This window comes from Pseudomonas sp. W2I6 (genome assembly GCF_030815935.1).
GTDB lineage: Bacteria > Pseudomonadota > Gammaproteobacteria > Pseudomonadales > Pseudomonadaceae > Aquipseudomonas.
Genome location: NZ_JAUSXJ010000001.1, coordinates 7,171,495 through 7,188,042, shown reverse-complemented (window position 1 = coordinate 7,188,042; position 16,548 = coordinate 7,171,495). Strand labels below are relative to the sequence as shown.

Annotated in this window: 16 protein-coding genes; 5 read left to right on the top strand and 11 right to left on the bottom strand. The window is 61.4% G+C overall.

What is annotated here, in order from left to right:
* Positions 1-8 precede the first annotated feature (8 nt).
* The 5 genes from QF039_RS33025 to QF039_RS33005 all read right to left on the bottom strand — a co-directional run bounded on the left by QF039_RS33025 (position 9) and on the right by QF039_RS33005 (position 5,070).
* Complete coding sequence (locus QF039_RS33025) at positions 9-1,454, bottom strand: SulP family inorganic anion transporter (RefSeq protein ID WP_087693438.1); 1,446 nt, start codon at positions 1,452-1,454, stop codon at positions 9-11.
* 207 nt (positions 1,455-1,661) lie between these two features.
* On the bottom strand, positions 1,662-2,555 hold the full coding sequence (locus QF039_RS33020; protein WP_178966352.1) for an NAD-dependent epimerase/dehydratase family protein: 894 nt from the start codon (positions 2,553-2,555) through the stop codon (positions 1,662-1,664).
* A 104-nt stretch (positions 2,556-2,659) separates the two neighbouring features.
* Positions 2,660-3,556: a LysR family transcriptional regulator gene (locus QF039_RS33015; protein WP_003212293.1), complete on the bottom strand. Its 897-nt coding sequence runs from the start codon at positions 3,554-3,556 to the stop codon at positions 2,660-2,662.
* 41 nt (positions 3,557-3,597) lie between these two features.
* A complete protein-coding gene (locus tag QF039_RS33010) occupies positions 3,598-4,188 on the bottom strand; it encodes an NAD(P)H-dependent oxidoreductase (protein WP_307522730.1) in 591 nt (196 codons plus the stop codon).
* Between the two features lie 117 nt (positions 4,189-4,305).
* Positions 4,306-5,070, bottom strand: coding sequence for a sulfite exporter TauE/SafE family protein (locus tag QF039_RS33005; protein ID WP_008436688.1), 765 nt, complete (start codon positions 5,068-5,070; stop codon positions 4,306-4,308).
* Between the two features lie 190 nt (positions 5,071-5,260).
* On the opposite strand from QF039_RS33005, the gene QF039_RS33000 reads away from it, so the two are divergent.
* Positions 5,261-6,175: a LysR substrate-binding domain-containing protein gene (locus tag QF039_RS33000; RefSeq protein ID WP_307522728.1), complete on the top strand. Its 915-nt coding sequence runs from the start codon at positions 5,261-5,263 to the stop codon at positions 6,173-6,175.
* Positions 6,176-6,190: 15 nt separating this feature from the next.
* On the opposite strand, the gene QF039_RS32995 is transcribed toward QF039_RS33000, so the two are convergent.
* On the bottom strand, positions 6,191-7,621 hold the full coding sequence (locus QF039_RS32995; RefSeq protein WP_307522726.1) for an amino acid permease: 1,431 nt from the start codon (positions 7,619-7,621) through the stop codon (positions 6,191-6,193).
* Between the two features lie 165 nt (positions 7,622-7,786).
* Positions 7,787-9,037 (bottom strand): kynureninase, encoded by a 1,251-nt coding sequence (gene kynU / locus QF039_RS32990; RefSeq protein ID WP_003212302.1) that lies wholly within the window; start codon positions 9,035-9,037, stop codon positions 7,787-7,789.
* A 142-nt stretch (positions 9,038-9,179) separates the two neighbouring features.
* Between kynU and QF039_RS32985 the strand changes: the two genes are divergently transcribed.
* Positions 9,180-9,653, top strand: a complete 474-nt coding sequence (locus QF039_RS32985; protein WP_214499881.1) for an Lrp/AsnC family transcriptional regulator — start codon at positions 9,180-9,182, stop codon at positions 9,651-9,653.
* Between the two features lie 124 nt (positions 9,654-9,777).
* Here QF039_RS32985 and catA read toward each other — a convergent pair whose 3' ends face one another.
* Genes catA through QF039_RS32970 form a run of 3 tightly spaced genes read right to left on the bottom strand, consistent with a single transcriptional unit; the run spans position 9,778 to position 12,181 of the window.
* Complete coding sequence (gene catA, locus QF039_RS32980) at positions 9,778-10,707, bottom strand: catechol 1,2-dioxygenase (RefSeq protein ID WP_008436682.1); 930 nt, start codon at positions 10,705-10,707, stop codon at positions 9,778-9,780.
* A 42-nt stretch (positions 10,708-10,749) separates the two neighbouring features.
* Positions 10,750-11,040 (bottom strand): muconolactone Delta-isomerase, encoded by a 291-nt coding sequence (catC, locus tag QF039_RS32975; RefSeq protein WP_003212310.1) that lies wholly within the window; start codon positions 11,038-11,040, stop codon positions 10,750-10,752.
* A gap of 16 nt (positions 11,041-11,056) precedes the next feature.
* Entirely contained in the window at positions 11,057-12,181 is a 1,125-nt protein-coding gene (locus QF039_RS32970; protein ID WP_177047049.1) for a muconate cycloisomerase family protein, read from the bottom strand.
* Between the two features lie 114 nt (positions 12,182-12,295).
* Between QF039_RS32970 and QF039_RS32965 the strand changes: the two genes are divergently transcribed.
* Positions 12,296-13,171, top strand: coding sequence for a LysR family transcriptional regulator (locus QF039_RS32965; protein WP_003212314.1), 876 nt, complete (start codon positions 12,296-12,298; stop codon positions 13,169-13,171).
* 144 nt (positions 13,172-13,315) lie between these two features.
* Here QF039_RS32965 and QF039_RS32960 read toward each other — a convergent pair whose 3' ends face one another.
* Positions 13,316-14,314, bottom strand: a complete 999-nt coding sequence (locus QF039_RS32960) for a helix-turn-helix domain-containing protein (protein WP_008436676.1) — start codon at positions 14,312-14,314, stop codon at positions 13,316-13,318.
* 313 nt (positions 14,315-14,627) lie between these two features.
* Between QF039_RS32960 and antA the strand changes: the two genes are divergently transcribed.
* Both antA and antB read left to right on the top strand, forming a co-directional pair.
* Positions 14,628-16,019 carry an anthranilate 1,2-dioxygenase large subunit gene (gene antA, locus QF039_RS32955; RefSeq protein ID WP_003212318.1) on the top strand — a complete coding sequence of 464 codons (1,392 nt, stop codon included), beginning with the start codon at positions 14,628-14,630 and terminating at the stop codon, positions 16,017-16,019.
* Positions 16,019-16,510: an anthranilate 1,2-dioxygenase small subunit gene (gene antB, locus QF039_RS32950; protein WP_003212320.1), complete on the top strand. Its 492-nt coding sequence runs from the start codon at positions 16,019-16,021 to the stop codon at positions 16,508-16,510. Before antA ends, antB begins: the two co-directional genes overlap by 1 nt.
* Positions 16,511-16,548 lie beyond the last annotated feature (38 nt).

The window sequence follows — 16,548 nt, the reverse complement described above, 5'->3', positions numbered from 1 at the left end:
AACAACGGTCAGTCGTGCTGCACCCGGGCGCGCTTGAGCAGTTTGCGGCAGCGCTCGGACAGGTGCAGCACCCGCAAATGCTTGCCGGCCTTGGTGTAGCGCTCGCGCAGGGTCATCAACGCAGCAATCGCTGAATAGTCGACGAAGCTCAAGTGACGGCAATCCAGCGTCACCTGGGCCGGGTCGTTGGCCGGATCGAAGCGATTCAAAAACGGCGTGGTCGAGGCAAAAAACAGCGTGCCGTGCACCCGATAGAGTTTGCTGCCGTCCGCTTCCATGTGCTCATCCGCGTACAGCTCGCGCGCTTGCTGCCAGGCGAAGTTCAGCGCCGCAATCACAATCCCGCACAGCACCGCCGTCGCCAGGTCGGTGAACACGGTAATCACCGTCACCGCCATGATCACCAGCACGTCGTTGAGCGGCACCTTGTTGATCACCCGCAACGAAGCCCAGGCAAACGTCTGCTGGGACACCACAAACATCACCCCCACCAGCGCCGCCAGCGGAATGCGCTCGATCAGCGGTGACAGAAACAGAATGAACAGCAGGATCATCACCCCGGCAAATACCCCGGAGAAGCGCCCGCGCCCGCCGGAACTGAGGTTGATCACGGTTTGTCCGATCATCGCGCAACCGCCCATGCCGCCGAACAGGCCCGAGACCATGTTGGCGGCACCCAAGGCCACGCTTTCGCGGTCCGGGTAGCCGCGGGTTTCGGTGATTTCGTCGGTGAGGTTGAGGGTCAGCAGGGTTTCCAACAGGCCGACCATGGCCATCAGGATCGCGTAGGGCGCGATGATGTGCAGGGTTTCGAGGGTCCAGGGAATCTGTGGCAGCGCGAAGGTCGGCAGGCCGCCGGCGATGTGGGCCATGTCGCCCAGGGTGCGGGTCGGCAGGCCGAGCAGGTACACCGCCAGGCCCACGCCGAGGATCGCCACCAGGGCTGGCGGTACGGCGCGGGTCAGGCGCGGCAGCAGGTAGACGATGGCCATGGTGGCCGCGACCAGCCCGGTCATTACGTACAGCGGCGTGCCGCTGAGCCAGGTGTCACCGCTCTTGAAATGCTCCAGCTGCGCCAGGGCAATGATGATCGCCAGGCCGTTGACGAACCCGAGCATCACCGGGTGCGGCACCATGCGCACCAGCTTGCCCAGGCGCAACAGGCCGAAGGCGACCATGATCAACCCGCCCAGCAACACCGTGGCCAGCAGGTACTGCACGCCGTGCTGCACCACCAGCGCGACGATCACCACCGCCATCGAGCCTGCGGCACCGGAGACCATGCCGGGCCGGCCGCCGAACAGCGCGGTGAGGGTGCAGATGATGAATGCGCCGTAAAGGCCCATCAGCGGGTTGAGGTGAGCCACCAGGGCAAAGGCGATGCATTCGGGCAGCAAGGCAAAAGACGTGGTGAGTCCGGCCAGGGCGTCGGCGCGCAGACGGGTGAGGTTCATTGAAGTACCGGGGAGTTGCGAGGGATAAGGCGGGGGATGGTACGGAATTGGGCGGGGTGGGGCTAGTGTTGGGTAAGACCGTTGGACCGAGTCGCCCCTTTCGCGAGCAAGCCCGCTCCCACATTTGACCGCATTCCAAAGTTGGAACTCGGTTAAGTGTGGGAGCGGGCTTGCTCGCGAAGGGCTCGCCTCGGTCTCAAGCGAACATCACACCATCTCGTTGCGAATCCACTCAACTACAGAAGTCCGCTTCGGCGCCCACCCCAGCAATTCCCGCGCATGCTTGCCGCGAACCCGGCTGTTGGAGCCCAGGCCATAGTTGGCCATTTCATAACCCCACTCGGCCTCGGCATCCGCCAATGGCCAATCCTGTGGTTTACCCAGCTTCAGCGCTTCGGCAATCGCGGTGGTCATGTCGACAAACGCCGCTTCGCCACTCTCCACAAAGTAGAAAGTGCCCGGCACATTCTTTTCCAACGCCAGCAGGTACAACGCAACCACGTCTTCAATGTGCACGTTGGACCAGATGTTCTGCCCGGTGCCCACATGCCGCACTACACCGCTTTTGCGTGCCTGCTTGAGCAAGCGTGGCAACTGCACGCTGTCGCGCTTGACGCCCAGGCTGTGACCGTAGATCAGGGTGTTGCAGATCACTGCCGAGTTCACGCCATCTTTGGCGGCAGCCAGGATCAGATTGTCGATGGCCACGCGAGCGGCCTTGTCGACGGTCGGCTCCGGCAGGTTGTCTTCAAAGTAGATGACATCGCTGGACTTACCGCCCGACGCATCGCCAACGATGCTCGAACCGCTGGTGTGCAGGAAGGTTTTGTTGGAACCGCGCAGCGCGGCCAGCAAGGTTTCCACCGCGCCGCGATGGTCGCTGCTGGCGGCGTTGATCACCGCGTCAGCTTTCTTCGCCTGCTCGGTCAACAGCGCGCTGTCATCCAGCGTACCGATCACCGGCGTGATACCCAGTGCCGTCATTTCCGCAGCCTGTTCGGTGCTGCGCACCAGGCCGGTGACGTTATGGCCGGCCTTGACCAGGCCAGTGGCGATGGAACCGCCGATAAAACCGGCAGCGCCGGTGATGAATACGTTCATGGAGGTGTCTCCCTGCGTGAGTAATTGATGGACTCAGTATTGCGGACCTATCCATTCCGAATAAGTCCGTATTGCCCAATTCAATCTTGCGCAGAGGTCACGAATCAGCTGGCGTAGCTGGCCAGCTTGCCCTGGATAAAGTCCAGGAAGCACTGGATGCGCAAGGCCAATTGCGAGTTGCGGTAGTACACCGCGTTGATCGGTTGACGATAGCCGCTGTTGAACTCGGCCAGCACCGGTATCAGGCGCCCGGTCTTGATGTCCTGGGCGGTCATGAAGTCCGATAGACAGGTGATGCCCTGCCCTTCCAGCGCCAGCTGGCGCAAGGTTTCACCGCTGGAAGCGGCGACACCGGGCTGGATTTGCCAGCGATCGCCGTGCACATGGCGCAACGGCCAGTGGTTGAGGGTTTCGGTCTGGGTGAAGCCGAGCAACGTGTGTTCGGCCAGTTCGGCAACGGTGGTGGGCGTGCCGTGCTGTTCCAGGTACGCCGGGCTGGCGAGGATATGCAGCGGGCTGCACCCCAGTGAGCGGGCGTGCAACGTCGAGTCGGCCAGGGCACCGATACGGATCGCGATGTCGGTGCTCTGTTCCAGCAGGTCGATGATCAGGTCGTTGCTGTTCAGTTCCAGCTGGATATCCGGGTACAGGCCACGAAACTCGGCGATGTACGGCACGATCGCATGCAGCATGAACGGCGACGCCGCGTTGATCCGCAGGCGCCCCGACGGGGTTTGCTGGCGCGACGACAGGCGTTCTTCCAGGTCGTCCATCTGCTCGAGGATCACCTTGGCCCGCTCGAAGAAATACTTGCCCTCTTCGGTCAGGTCCATGCGCCGGGTGGTGCGATTGATCAGGGTGGTGTCGAGCTTGGCTTCCAGGCGCGACAAAGTGCGGCTGACCGCCGACGGCGTCTGCCCGACCTGCTCGGCTGCGGCGGAAATCGACCCGCATTCAATCACGCAGACGAAGATCTGTAGCTCATCGGATCGGGCTTTCAACGTGAATCCTCTTTATAGCGGCTGCACGGATACTAGCCGCATTACAGACTCAGGTTAAACACCTGTGCCAGATGCTGTTCATAACGCGCCACGTCGGCTTCGATGGCCGGGCGCTTCATCACGTCCACACAGAGGAAGGTCGGCAGGCCGGTCATGCCAAGGAACTCGTTGGCCTTGTGGAACGGGAAATACACCGCGTCCACGCCCTTGGCTTCGAAGAAGTCGGTGGGGTCGTCGAACGCTTGCTGAGGAGCGTTCCAGGTCAGGGACAGCATGTATTGCTTGCCCTGGATCAGGCCACCGCTGCCGTATTTCTGCGACGAGTCGGAGCGGGTGCGGCCGTCGCTGGCGTACAGGCTGCCGTGGCCTTCGGTGAAGACTTCATCGATGTACTTCTTGACGATCCACGGAGCGCCCATCCACCAGCCGGGCATCTGGTAGATGATCACGTCGGCCCAGAGGAATTTGGCGACTTCTTCGGCCACGTCGTAGCCGGCGTCGATGTGGGTTTCCTTGACGTCGATGCCGCCACGATCCAGTACCGCCAGGGCGGCTTCATGCAGGGTGCCGTTGTAGCGACCGTCGGAATGGGCGAATTTCTTACCGCCGTTGAGCAGGAGTACTTTTTTCATAGGGGGTGCCTAAAGATTAAAAATGTCTGAAGGCAGGGTAACGGGGTCGGTGCTTTGGAATAAGCGTCCCGGCGGCAAAATACATTTGACCAAGGCGCACGAATCAACGGCATATTGTTAACCACTGATCAGCAGATGACCTCCCAGCGCGGCCATGCCGATAAAGAACACCCGCTTGAACAGCACGGCACTGATGCGCTGGCGCAGGGCCTGGCCCAGCCACATCCCGAGCAGCGCGGGAACCAGCGCCAGCAACGAGGCGTTCAATTCGCCGCCGCCCAGGCTGCCACGCCAGAACAGCCCGGCTGCCAGCGCCAGGGTCGACACGGTGAACGACAGCCCCAACGCCTGCACCAGCTGATCGCGGTTCAAGCCCAACGCTTGCAGATACGGCACCGCCGGTATCACGAACACCCCAGTGGCCGAGGTGATGACCCCGGTCAGCACGCCGCACAGCGGGCCCAGCCAACGCTCGGTGGCCGGGCTGACCTTGAACGTCGGCAGCAACAGCCCGCTCAAGGCGTACACCAGCAGCGCGCCGCCCAACGCCCGCACCACCCAATGCCCGCCATCCATGCCCAGCCACAACGAGCCCAGCCCGGTGCCGAGGAAAATCAGCAGGAGCATCGGCCACAGGCGTTTGATCAACGCGCTCAGGTGACCGCCGAAGGCCAGTTGCCAGAGGTTGGTGACGGTGGACGGGATGATCAGCAACGCCGCAGCCTGCGCCGGTAACATAGCCAGGCCGAGCATGCCCATGGCGACGGTGGGCAGGCCCAGGCCGATGACGCCCTTGACCGTACCGGCCAGCAGGAAGGTGCCGATCACCAGCAATGTCAGGGCCGGGCCGAGGTTTTGGTAGAACGCGAGTAAGGTATTCATGGGTCGATTTTGCAGGTTTGGGTGATATCTGAAAATTCGCCATATACTGAGGCAGCCTCTTGTTTTGCATGAGGCAGATGGCCTCTTCGCGAGCAAGCCCGCTCCCACATTTAGATCTGTGAACCCTTTCAAAATGTGGGAGCGGGCTTGCTCGCGAAGAGGCCCGTCCAGACACTGAGATCCCCAGCCCATGCACTTTGACCTGATCGACCTGCGCCTGTACCTGCACATCCTCGACACCGGCAATATCACCGCCGGCGCCAGCCGCAGCCATTTGTCCCTGGCGGCGGCGAGTGCACGGATCCGGGCGATGGAAGCCTCCCTGGGCATCGAGTTTCTTGAACGTGGCCGCCGTGGCGTCACCCCGACTGCTGCGGGTAAAGCCCTCGCCCGTCACGCCCGCCTGCTGTTGCAGCAAGCCGATCACCTGCAGCAAGACCTCGCGGAATACGCCAACGGCGTCAAGGGCCAGGTGCGCCTGCTGTGCAACACCACCGCCCTGAGCGAATACCTGCCGGAGCTGTTGGCGGACTTTCTGCACGAGCACCCCAACCTCGACATCGACCTGCAGGAACTGCCAAGCCTGCGCATCACCCACGCCTTGCGCCAGGGCGCGGCAGACCTGGGGATTATTTCCGACGCAGTAGACACCCACGGCCTGCAAACCCTGCCCTTTCGCGACGACCCGCTGGTGCTGATCATGCCGCTGGATCACCCGCTGGCCGGGCGCACCGTGAGTTTTATCGACAGCTTGCAGCACGACTACGTGGGCCTGGCCGCCGACAGCGCGCTGGCGGTGTACCTGGAGGAACAGGCATTGCACGCAGGCTTTCGCTTGCAGACACGCATCCGTGCAGACGGGTTTGACGGGCTTATTCGCATGGTCGCCCGGGGCGCCGGGCTGGGGATCGTGCCCCTGGCGGCGCTGGAACGCTGGCCGTTGGACCGGCGCTTCAAGGCCCAACCCCTGAGCGAGGATTGGGCCTGTCGCAAACTGCTGTTATGCGCCCGCGAGTTCGAGCAATTGCCCGGTTACGCCGCCCAACTGCTAAACGCCCTCTCCCCCTGTAGGAGCGAGCTTGCTCGCGAAGCACGTCAACGATAACGCGGGCTTTCTGATTTAACCCGGCGCCCTCGGTTTTTTCGCGAGCAAGCTCGCTCCTACAAGGTTTTGGCGACCCTTGCGGAAGAACACGTAGTACACCAGCGACAGAATCAGCAGGAACGGCACCCCGAACACCAGCGTCATCTTGAACGCATCGGTGAAAAACGTGGTGATCATCACCGCGCCCATCAGCACCAGGCCCAGCAGCGTGCTGTAGGGAAACAGCGCCAGCTGGAACGACAGCTTCGCCCCGCCGTGACGCTTGCGGTAGCGGCGGAAAAACAGGTGCGTGAGGAAGATCATGAACCAGGTGAAGATCGCGCCAAACATCGAGATCGCCATCATCAGGGTGAACGAGCTTTCCGGGTACACCACGTTCAGCAGGGTCGCCAGGGCAATGCCCGAGCTGGACAGCAACAAGGCGTTCAACGGGATCCCGCTCTTGCTCAAGGCGCCCATGGACTTGGGCGCAAAACCGGCGCGGGACAGGCTGAACATCATGCGGGTGGTGATGTAGAGCTGGCTGTTCATCGCCGACAGCGCAGCGATCAGGATCACGAAGTTCATCACCCCGGTGGCGCCGGGAATGCCGATGGTCTGCATCACCGTGACGAACGGGCTCTGGGCGTGGCCGGCCTGGTTCCACGGCACGATGGCCAACATCAGCGCCAGGGTCAGCAGGTAGAACACCACCAGCCGCACGATGGTCGCGCGGAAGGCTTTTTTCACCGCCTGCTCCGGGTCGGCCGCTTCACCGGCGGCCACAGCGATCATTTCCACACTCAAGTAACTGAAGATCGAGACGATCACCGCGATCCACATGCCGCTCAACCCGTTCGGGAAAAAGCCGCCGTGGGCCGTGTAGTTCTGCACGCCGTAATCCGGGTTGCCGGAGCCGAACACCACGTACACCGCGAGGATGATGAAGCCGACAATCGCGCTGATCTTGATCGTGGAAAACCAGTACTCGAAGTTGCCGAAGGTCTTGACGCTGATGGCGTTGAGTACGATCAGCACGCTGGAAAACGAGACGATCCACACCCATTCCGGCACGTTGGCAAACCAGTACTTCATGTACATCGCCACCGCCGTGACCTCGGCGCCCACCGCCAGCACAATCGCCGCCCAGTACGCATAGCGCACCAGGAAACCGGCCAGCGGGCTGACGTAAAATTCGGCATACGCGCCGAACGAGCCCGAGGTGGAATGCGCCACGGTCATCTCCGCCAGGCAGCCCATCAACAGCAAAGTGATCAGCGCACCGATGGCATAGCTGACCAGCACGCTGGGCCCGGCATAGCCGATGGCGTAGGCGCTGCCCATGAACAGCCCGGTGCCGATGGCGCCACCGATGGCGATCATGCTCATCTGGCCGGAAGTGAGCTGGCGCCTGAGGCCCAGTTCGCGATTGGTGATTTCGGCAAAGCCTTGGTCTGGCGTGGTCACGTGGCGTGCCCCTTTATTATTGTGATTGCACTGCTTTCTGGTTGAAACACTGTCCCCTGTGGGAGCGGGCTTGCTCGCGAATGCGGTGTGCCAGTCAATACATCAGAGACTGATAGACCGCATTCGCGAGCAAGCCCGCTCCCACATTTTTTGCTCTGCGTTTACTCAGGTGACGCTGTGGCGAACCTTGAACTGCGGCTGGTCCCAGGTTCTCTGATCGAGAATCTCACCCAGGATTTCCACCGCATCCCACACTTCAGCAAAGCTGGTGTACAGCGGGGTAAACCCGAAACGCATGATGCGCGGCTCGCGATAATCACCAATCACGCCACGGGCGATCAAGGCCTGGATAACCGCGTAGCCTTCCGGGTGTTCGAAGCTGACGTGGCTACCCCGTCGGGCATGCTCACGCGGGGTGATCAGGGTCAGGTCGTGGGCGGCGCAACGGCTTTCCACCAACTCGATGAACAGGTCGGTCAACGCCAGGGATTTAGAGCGCAAGCTGGCCATATCGGTCTGGGCGAAAATATCCAGGCCACACTCCACCATCGCCAGCGAGGTAATCGGCTGGGTGCCGCACAGGTAGCGGGCGATGCCCTGGCTCGGCGCATAACGCGATTCCATGGCGAACTGTCGGGTATGCCCGAACCAGCCCGACAGCGGCTGCGTAACCACATCCACCAGCGCCGGGTTGACCCACACAAACGCCTGGGAACCCGGCCCGCCGTTGAGGTATTTGTAAGTGCAACCAATCGCATAATCGGCACCGGCCTGATGCAGGTCGATCGGCACCGCGCCCGCCGAATGCGCCAGGTCCCAGATCGCCAGCGCGCCACATTCATGGCTCAAGGCAGTCTGGGCCTGCATGTCGTACATGTAGCCGGTCTTGTAGTTGACGTGGGTGAGCATCACCACGGCCGTGTCCTGGTCGATGGCTTTCGGCAGTTCGTCCGGGCTGTTGACCAGGCGCAGGGAGTAGCCCTGTTGCAGCAGTTCGGTGAGGCCTTCGGCGATGTACAGGTCGGTGGGGAAATTGCTCGCTTCGCTGACGATCACCTTGCGGCTTGGCGCGCGTTCGCGTTGCACGGTCAGCGCGGCGCTGAGCACTTTGAACAGGTTGATGGAGGTGGTATCGGTGATCACCACTTCACCGTCGCGGGCACCGATCAGCGGTGCCAGGCGATTGCCCAGGCGCTGGGACAGGTCGGCCCAGCCGGCACTGTTCCAACTGCGAATCAGGCCATTGCCCCACTCCTCGGCGATCACCGCTTGCGCCCGTTCCAGTGCCGCTACCGGGCGCGCACCGAGGGAGTTGCCGTCGAGGTAGATGACCCCGGCCGGCAAGGCGAATTGGTTGCGCAATGGCGCCAGCGGATCCTGGGCGTCGAGGGTCAGGCAATGGGTGCGGGTGGTCATGGTCAGTCCTGTTGTTGTAGTAACAATGAGCCAAATAATGAACGAAGCTTTAGAGAATTTTCGTGCAAAGTGGTGGGCAACAGGCTAATTAAGCTGTAGGAAATTCGAATTTAACCCCCAAACACGCGGATTTATTCTAACCATGATTCTCGACGCCACCGACCTGCGCCTTCTGCATTTCCTGCAACAGGATGGCCGTATCAGTAACCAGGAACTGGCGGAGAAAGTCGCCCTGTCGCCGTCGGCCTGCCTGCGGCGTTTGCGCCTGCTGGAAAGCGAGGGAATCATCAGTAGTTATCGGGCGGTGTTGAACGCCGAGCAACTGGGGATCGAGCTGGAGGCCATCGTCCACCTGTCGTTACGCCAGGATGTGGAGGATTGGCACGAGACGTTTATCAAGAAGGTGCAAGGGTGGCCGGAGGTGGCCAGTGCGTATGTGATTACCGGGGCGAGCAATTATGTGCTGCGGGTGCAGGCGCGCAACCTCAAGCACTTTTCGGATTTCATTGTGAACCACCTGAACCGCACGGCGGGGGTGATGGATATTCGCTCGGAGATCGTGTTGCAGAAGATCAAGGATCGGGATGATCTGCTCGACCTGGTTGTTCGCAAATAGGCCAAACGATACAGAGCCAATGTGGGAGCGGGCTTGCTCGCGAAGGCGGAGTGTCAGTCACCGGAAATATTGACTGATCCACCGCATTCGCGAGCAAGCCCGCTCCCACATTTTTTTACCGCGTTCAGTCTTCGAGCGCGCGAACTCGCTGCATGCGCTTCTGCTCTACCGGCGCCGCCGCAGGCTGCAACTCAAAGTCAAAATCAATCTGCGCAAACTGCCCTTCCACACCAAATTCCTTCGCCAGGTTTGCGTCCTCGCTGAAGCGAATTTCGGCGATCAACTCATCCCGCGTCGCATAGGCAAAATCATCATGCAGGTACGGGTCATCCGACAGGTTGATCTGCGTGGTCAGGTGCCGATGGCCCGGCGCCGAGATGAAGAAGTGGATATGCGCCGGCCGCTGGCCATGGCGCCCCAACTGGTCCAGCAACTGCTGGGTCGGCCCGGTCGGCGGGCAGCCATACCCCGACGGCACGATGCTGCGAAAACGGTAGTTGCCCTGGGCATCGGTCTCGATTCGCCGACGCAGGTTGAACTCCGACTGCGTGCTGTCAAACCACGAATACGTACCACCGGTATTGGCCTGCCATACATCGACAATCGCCCCCGCCAACGGCTTGCCATTGGTGTCGCGCACCTGGCCCTGCATGAACAGCGGCACGCCCGGGTCCTGCCCGTCGTCCAGCCGCGCCTCGAACTTGGACAGCGGCGCACCGGCCACATACAGCGGGCCTTCGATGGTGCGCGGGGTGCCGCCGGATTTGCCGGCTTCCTCGTCCGCCGCGTCCATCAGCATGTCCAGGTAATGCTCCAGGCCCAACCCTGCCGCGAGCAAGCCGGCTTCCTGGTTCTTGCCCAGTTCGTTGAGGTAGTTGACCGCCTTCCAGAACTCTTCCGGGGTCACTTCCAGGTCTTCGATGATGTTCACCGTGTCCCGCAGGATCCGGTAGATCAGCGCCTTGGCCCGTGGGTTGCCGCCGTCGTTAAGGTTGCCGCTGGCTTCTTCGAGAAACTGTTGGGCGTGAGCAGTCTGGGAAAGTCGGATGGTCATGGTGCAATCCTCATCTTGTAATTATTAGGTGAAAAAACAGACTCAGCGATCATCCTCACGGATCGACGATGGATGCCGGCACAGGGCATTCACTTCGATGGCCATGTAAGGATAAAGCGGCAGTTGCATCAACAGGTCATGCAGTTCCTGCACGCTGTCGACATCGAACACGCTGTAGTTGGCGTACAGCCCGGCGATGCGCCACAGGTGGCGCCATTTGCCTTGCTCCTGGAGCCGCTGGGAGAAGGCTTTTTCTTCAGCCTTGAGGCCGGCAGCGCGCTCGGGGTTCATGTCGACGGGCAGGTTCACGGTCATTTTTACGTGGAACAACATCGCAGGTGTCCTCTTGTTAGTTATCGCGACGGAAGAACGCCAGGCGCTCTTCATCGATGGCCAGGCCCAGGCCCGGAGCGGTGGAGACATGCAGGTGGAAATCGCGGTACACCAGCGGCTCGGCGAGGATGTCTTCGGTGAGCAGCAGCGGGCCGAACAGCTCGGTGTCCCACGCCAGTTTGTTCAAGGTGAGAAAGGCATGGGCCGAGGCCAGGGTGCCGATACCGCCTTCAAGCATGGTGCCGCCGTACAGGCCGATACCCGCCGCTTCGGCAATCGCTGCGGTGCGCAATACCGCACGCGGCCCGCCGTTTTTGGCGATCTTCAGGGCGAACACCGAGGCCGCGCCTTCGCGGGCCAGGTTGAAGGCATCTTCCACGCATTCGATGGACTCGTCGGCCATGATCGGCGCCGGGCTCGACAGGTTGAGCCGCACCATGCCACTACGGTTGTTGCGCGAGATCGGTTGTTCGATCAGGTCGATACCGTTGTCCCCCAGCACCTTGCAGGCTCGCAGGGCCACGGCTTCGTCCCAGGCCTGGTTGACGTCGACCCGCACACTGGCGCGGTCGCCCAGGGCTTTTTTGATCGCGATGACGTGAGCCAGGTCCTGGCTGACTTCACCGGCGCCGATCTTCAATTTGAAAATGCGGTGGCGGCGCAGGTCGAGCATCTTCTCGGCCTCGGCGATGTCTTTTTCGGTGTTGCCGCTGGCCAGGGTCCAGGCCACCGGCAAGGCGTCCCGCACACGGCCGCCGAGCAATTCGCTGACCGGCAGGTTCAGGCGTTTGCCGAGGGCATCGAGCAAGGCGCTTTCGATACCCGACTTGGCAAAGGTGTTGCCCCGGATGCTGCGCTCCAGGCGCAACATGGCGGCATTGATGTTGCTCGCGTCCTGGCCGAGCAGCAGCGGCGCGAAGTGCCGGTCGATGTTGATCTTGATGCTGTCGGGGCTTTCATTGCCGTAGCTCAGGCCGCCGATGGTGGTGGATTCACCAATGCCTTCGATACCGTCGGCGCAGCGCACGCGGATGATCACCAGGGTCTGGTTCTGCATCGTGTGCATCGCCAGTTTGTGCGGGCGGATGGTAGGGAGATCGACGATGATGGTCTCGATCGACTCGATGGCGCAAATCGGCATGGCAATACCCGTTGGGTTCTTTATAGATTTGGCCTGATTCTGTTCCGGATCTCTGCTGGCTTCCAATATAGAATGAGTCTCGAACAATACCCTTAAGGTATGAATGGAGTCTTTATGGAACTGCGCCATCTGCGTTACTTCCAGGTGCTGGGGGAAACCCTCAACTTCACCCGCGCCGCCGAACGCCTGCACATTGCCCAGCCGCCGTTGAGCCGGCAGATCCAGCAATTGGAGGACGAACTGGGTGTGGTGCTGCTGGAGCGTGGGCGCCCGTTGCGCCTGACCGAAGCCGGGCGGTTTTTCTATGAGCACGCCAATGTGCTGCTGGAGCAACTGGGCAAGGTGTGTGACAACACCCGGCGCATCGGCCTTGGGCAGAAAACCTGGCTGGGCATCGGTTTTGCGCCGTCGACGCTGTACGGCGTGCTGCCGGAGTTGATTCGCCGGCTGCGCAGCCACGATGGCCTGGAGCTGGAGTTGGGCCTGTCGGAGATGACCACGCTGCAACAGGTCGAAGCCCTCAAGGCCGGGCGGATTGACGTAGGCTTCGGGCGGATTCGCATCGACGACCCGGCCATTGTGCAGCGGGTGTTGGTGGAGGACCGGTTGGTGGCGGTGTTGCCCGCCGGGCATCCCCTGCTGGGCGCCCCGGCCACCCTGGCGCAATTGGCCGCTGAACCCTTCGTGCTGTATCCCGGCAACCCGCGGCCGAGCTACGCCGACCATGTGATCGCGCTGTTCGATGCCCATGGCTTGAGCCTGAAGGTTTCGCAGTGGACCAACGAATTGCAGACCGCCATTGGTCTGGTCGGCGCAGGCATGGGCGTGACCCTGGTACCCGCCTCGGTGCAGGTGCTGCACCGCGCAGACATTGGCTACACACCGGTGGTGGAGGCCACCGCCACGTCGCCGATCATTCTCAGCCGGCGGATCAATGACCAGTCGCCGGGGCTCAGTCATTGCCTGCAACTGGTGGAAGAGTTGATCTGAGATCTCACAACCAACACAAATCCCCTGTGGGAGCTGGCTTGCCTGCGATAGCGGTGGGTCAGAAAAGAAAATGCAGGCTGATCCACCGCTATCGCAGGCAAGCCAGCTCCCACAGTTGATCTCCGTTGTTTTTGCGTAAGGTGTTCATCCACGCATACGCCGGGCGTCGTTGCGCTGCAGCGTCTGGCTGGGAGACTCGTCGAACAGCTTGCGGTATTCGGCCGAGAATCGCCCCAGATGAGTAAAGCCCCAGCCCAGGGCGATTTCGGAGATAGTACGGGTTGAGCCGTGTTCGAGGATTTGCTGGCGCACGGCACCCAGGCGGTATTTCTTCAGATAGGCCATGGGCGACAGGGCGAAGTATTTGCGGAAGGCATCGAACAGCTTGAAGCGCGACACGCCCGCCGCCGCCTCCAGATCCTCCAGGTGCACCGCTTCCCGGGCGTTGTCGTGGATGTACTGTCGGGCACGAATCAAATAGTGCGGCAGTTTCACCCCCAGCACGTCCCGCAGCTCTTCGGAATAGTTGTTCGGCTGGGCCAGGATCAGGCCCTTGATCAGCGAGCTTTCCAGGTCCCGGGTAAACGCCACCTGGTCATACAGCTCGCTGCTGCGCTCCAGTTCGGCGATGAAATACCGCGCCATGCGCCACCACGACGCGGAAGCGCCGTCCACCGCGTCCATCGCCGATTCGAAGCGCAGCGGCGCTTCAATCGGCCGCTGCAGCAGGCCTTCCAGGGATTCGCTCATCGCCGCGCGGGTGATCACCACCTGCAACTTGCGGCAGTCGCCGGAGATCTCCAGCACCTGATGTTCGTTGGGCGAGATGATCACGCCCTGGTCACGGTTGGAGCTGAGCCGCACGCCGTTCTTGCTCAGTTCCTGCTCGCCCACCAGCGGCAGGGTCAGGCTGTAGCTGCTGAAGTGCTCGGCGTCTTCGATGTCGATGGTGACGTCGGTGCCGTATTCGATAATCCCCAGCGTCGTGGCGCGGGACTTGAACACATTGGCGCTGTGGTGAAAGCGGATGCGCTCCGGCGTCGCGGTTTGCAGGCGGTGCGGCCCGCAAATGCCGGACATCCAGCTGCAGGCGCCTTCAAGGTCGAAGCGCTCGATACGTATATCGCGTGTATTGCTACTCATCACGGGGCACCCACGGCAATTGTGGCCGGCGCGCTCTGACGGCGCGTCCTGGTAGATCGACAGCAAGTTTTGCGCCACGCCAGCGGGATCGCCACTGGGTGGATAGCAACCGTCGAATAAGTGGATAACAAGCAGACTTTTCCGACAATCGCCTTGCAAGACAGTAGCGCATTCCGCCACCGCCCTGCACCGCCGTGGGTATTTCGTGCCCAACTAAGTGGCCCACCTTCCCCCATTAACCGGATAGCCCGGTGCCCCGCCGCAGCCTCTTAATGGCTTACCCGTTTAGCCATTATCAAAAAAGGTGCCTCCCATGAGTGGTGCAAGAAGCGTCGAGCAGTGGAAAAGCTTTATCGAAGGCTGCCTGGACTTTCGTCCGGTGGATGAAGTGTTCCGCATCGCCCGGGACATGTTCACCGAGCCGGAGTTGTTCGAGCTGGAAATGGAGCTGATCTTCGAAAAAAACTGGATCTATGCCTGTCATGAGAGCGAACTGGCCAACAAGCACGACTTCGTGACGATGCGCGCCGGGCGCCAGCCGATGATCATCACCCGCGACGGCGAAGGCCAGCTCAACGCGCTGATCAACGCCTGCCAGCACCGGGGCACCACCCTGACCCGAGTCGGCAAGGGCAACCAGTCCACCTTCACCTGCCCGTTCCATGCCTGGTGCTACAAGAGCGATGGCCGGCTGGTGAAGGTCAAGGCGCCGGGGGAATACCCGGAAGGCTTCGACAAGGCCACTCGCGGCCTGAAAAAAGCGCGGATCGAGAGCTACAAGGGTTTCGTCTTCATCAGCCTCGACGTGAACGGCACCAACAGCCTGGAAGACTTCCTCGGCGACGCCAAAGTGTTCTTCGACATGATGGTCGCCCAATCGGCCACCGGTGAGCTGGAAGTGCTGCCGGGCAAGTCGGCCTACACCTACGACGGTAACTGGAAACTGCAAAACGAGAACGGCCTGGACGGTTATCACGTCAGCACCGTGCACTACAACTACGTGGCCACGGTGCAGCATCGCCAGCAGGTCAATACGGAAAACGGCACCGGCTCGGGCACGACACTGGACTACAGCAAACTCGGCGCCGGCGACGCGAACACCGATGACGGCTGGTTCGCCTTCAACAATGGCCACAGCCTGTTGTTCAGCGACATGCCCAACCCCACCGTGCGTTCGGGCTACGCCACCATCATGCCGCGCCTGATCGAAGAACACGGCCAGCAAAAAGCCGAATGGATGATGCACCGCCTGCGCAACCTGAACATCTACCCGAGCCTGTTCTTCCTCGACCAGATCAGTTCGCAGCTGCGGATCATCCGGCCCATCGCGTGGAACAAGACCGAAATCATCAGCCAGTGCCTGGGGGTGAAGAACGAGTCTGACGCCGACCGTGAAAACCGTATTCGCCAGTTCGAGGATTTCTTCAACGTCTCGGGCATGGGCACGCCGGATGACCTGGTGGAGTTCCGCGAAGCCCAGCGCGGCTTCCAGGGCCGTCTGGAACGCTGGAGCGATATCTCCCGCGGCAGCCATCGCTGGGAAACCGGGCCTACGCCCAACAGCGAATCCATCGGCATCCAGCCGGCGATGACCGGCACCGAATTCACCCACGAAGGGCTGTACGTCAACCAGCACCGCAACTGGCAGAAATTCCTGCTGGACGGACTCGACCAGCAAGCCCTGAAACTGCGGGAGGTGGAATGATGAATGCGCAATTGCAGTACCGGATCGAGCAGTTTTTTTACCGTAAATCCGAGCTGTGCGATGCCCAGGACTGGGACGCCTACGTGCAGTTGTTCGACCCGCAGAGTGAATTCCACCTGCCGCAGTGGGATTCGGAACATGTCTACACCCGCGACCCGAAGCGCGAAATGTCGTTGATCTACTACGCCAACCGCTCGGGGCTGGAGGATCGGGTGTTTCGCCTGCGCACGGGCAAGGCCGCGTCGGCCACGCCAATGCCCAGGACGCTGCATTTGATCAACAACGTGCGGATTGCCGAGCAACCGGACGGCCTGCTGGAGGTGAAGTTGAACTGGCATACGTTGTTCTATCGACTGGCGACGTCGGAGCAGTTCTACGGCAGCGCCACTTACAGCCTCAAGCCCGATGGCGACAGTTGGTTGATCACCCGCAAGCATGCGCTGCTGCTCAACGACACCATCAACTCGGTGCTGGATTTCTATCACCTGTGACCTGATGCATTACACCTGTGGCGAGGGAGCTTGCTCCC

Bases quoted from the DNA above. Each gene is read 5' to 3' on its own strand.
- QF039_RS32985 (WP_214499881.1), top strand. From the start codon at position 9,180: ATGATTCTCGACGCCACCGACCTGCGCCTTCTGCATTTCCTGCAACAG.
- QF039_RS32970 (WP_177047049.1), bottom strand. From the start codon at position 12,181: ATGCCGATTTGCGCCATCGAGTCGATCGAGACCATCATCGTCGATCTC.
- kynU (WP_003212302.1), bottom strand. From the start codon at position 9,037: ATGACCACCCGCACCCATTGCCTGACCCTCGACGCCCAGGATCCGCTG.
- QF039_RS32965 (WP_003212314.1), top strand. From the start codon at position 12,296: ATGGAACTGCGCCATCTGCGTTACTTCCAGGTGCTGGGGGAAACCCTC.
- QF039_RS33005 (WP_008436688.1), bottom strand. From the start codon at position 5,070: ATGAATACCTTACTCGCGTTCTACCAAAACCTCGGCCCGGCCCTGACA.
- catA (WP_008436682.1), bottom strand. From the start codon at position 10,707: ATGACCATCCGACTTTCCCAGACTGCTCACGCCCAACAGTTTCTCGAA.
- antB (WP_003212320.1), top strand. From the start codon at position 16,019: ATGAATGCGCAATTGCAGTACCGGATCGAGCAGTTTTTTTACCGTAAA.
- antA (WP_003212318.1), top strand. From the start codon at position 14,628: ATGAGTGGTGCAAGAAGCGTCGAGCAGTGGAAAAGCTTTATCGAAGGC.
- QF039_RS33010 (WP_307522730.1), bottom strand. From the start codon at position 4,188: ATGAAAAAAGTACTCCTGCTCAACGGCGGTAAGAAATTCGCCCATTCC.
- QF039_RS33025 (WP_087693438.1), bottom strand. From the start codon at position 1,454: ATGAACCTCACCCGTCTGCGCGCCGACGCCCTGGCCGGACTCACCACG.
- QF039_RS33000 (WP_307522728.1), top strand. From the start codon at position 5,261: ATGCACTTTGACCTGATCGACCTGCGCCTGTACCTGCACATCCTCGAC.
- QF039_RS33020 (WP_178966352.1), bottom strand. From the start codon at position 2,555: ATGAACGTATTCATCACCGGCGCTGCCGGTTTTATCGGCGGTTCCATC.
- catC (WP_003212310.1), bottom strand. From the start codon at position 11,040: ATGTTGTTCCACGTAAAAATGACCGTGAACCTGCCCGTCGACATGAAC.
- QF039_RS32960 (WP_008436676.1), bottom strand. From the start codon at position 14,314: ATGAGTAGCAATACACGCGATATACGTATCGAGCGCTTCGACCTTGAA.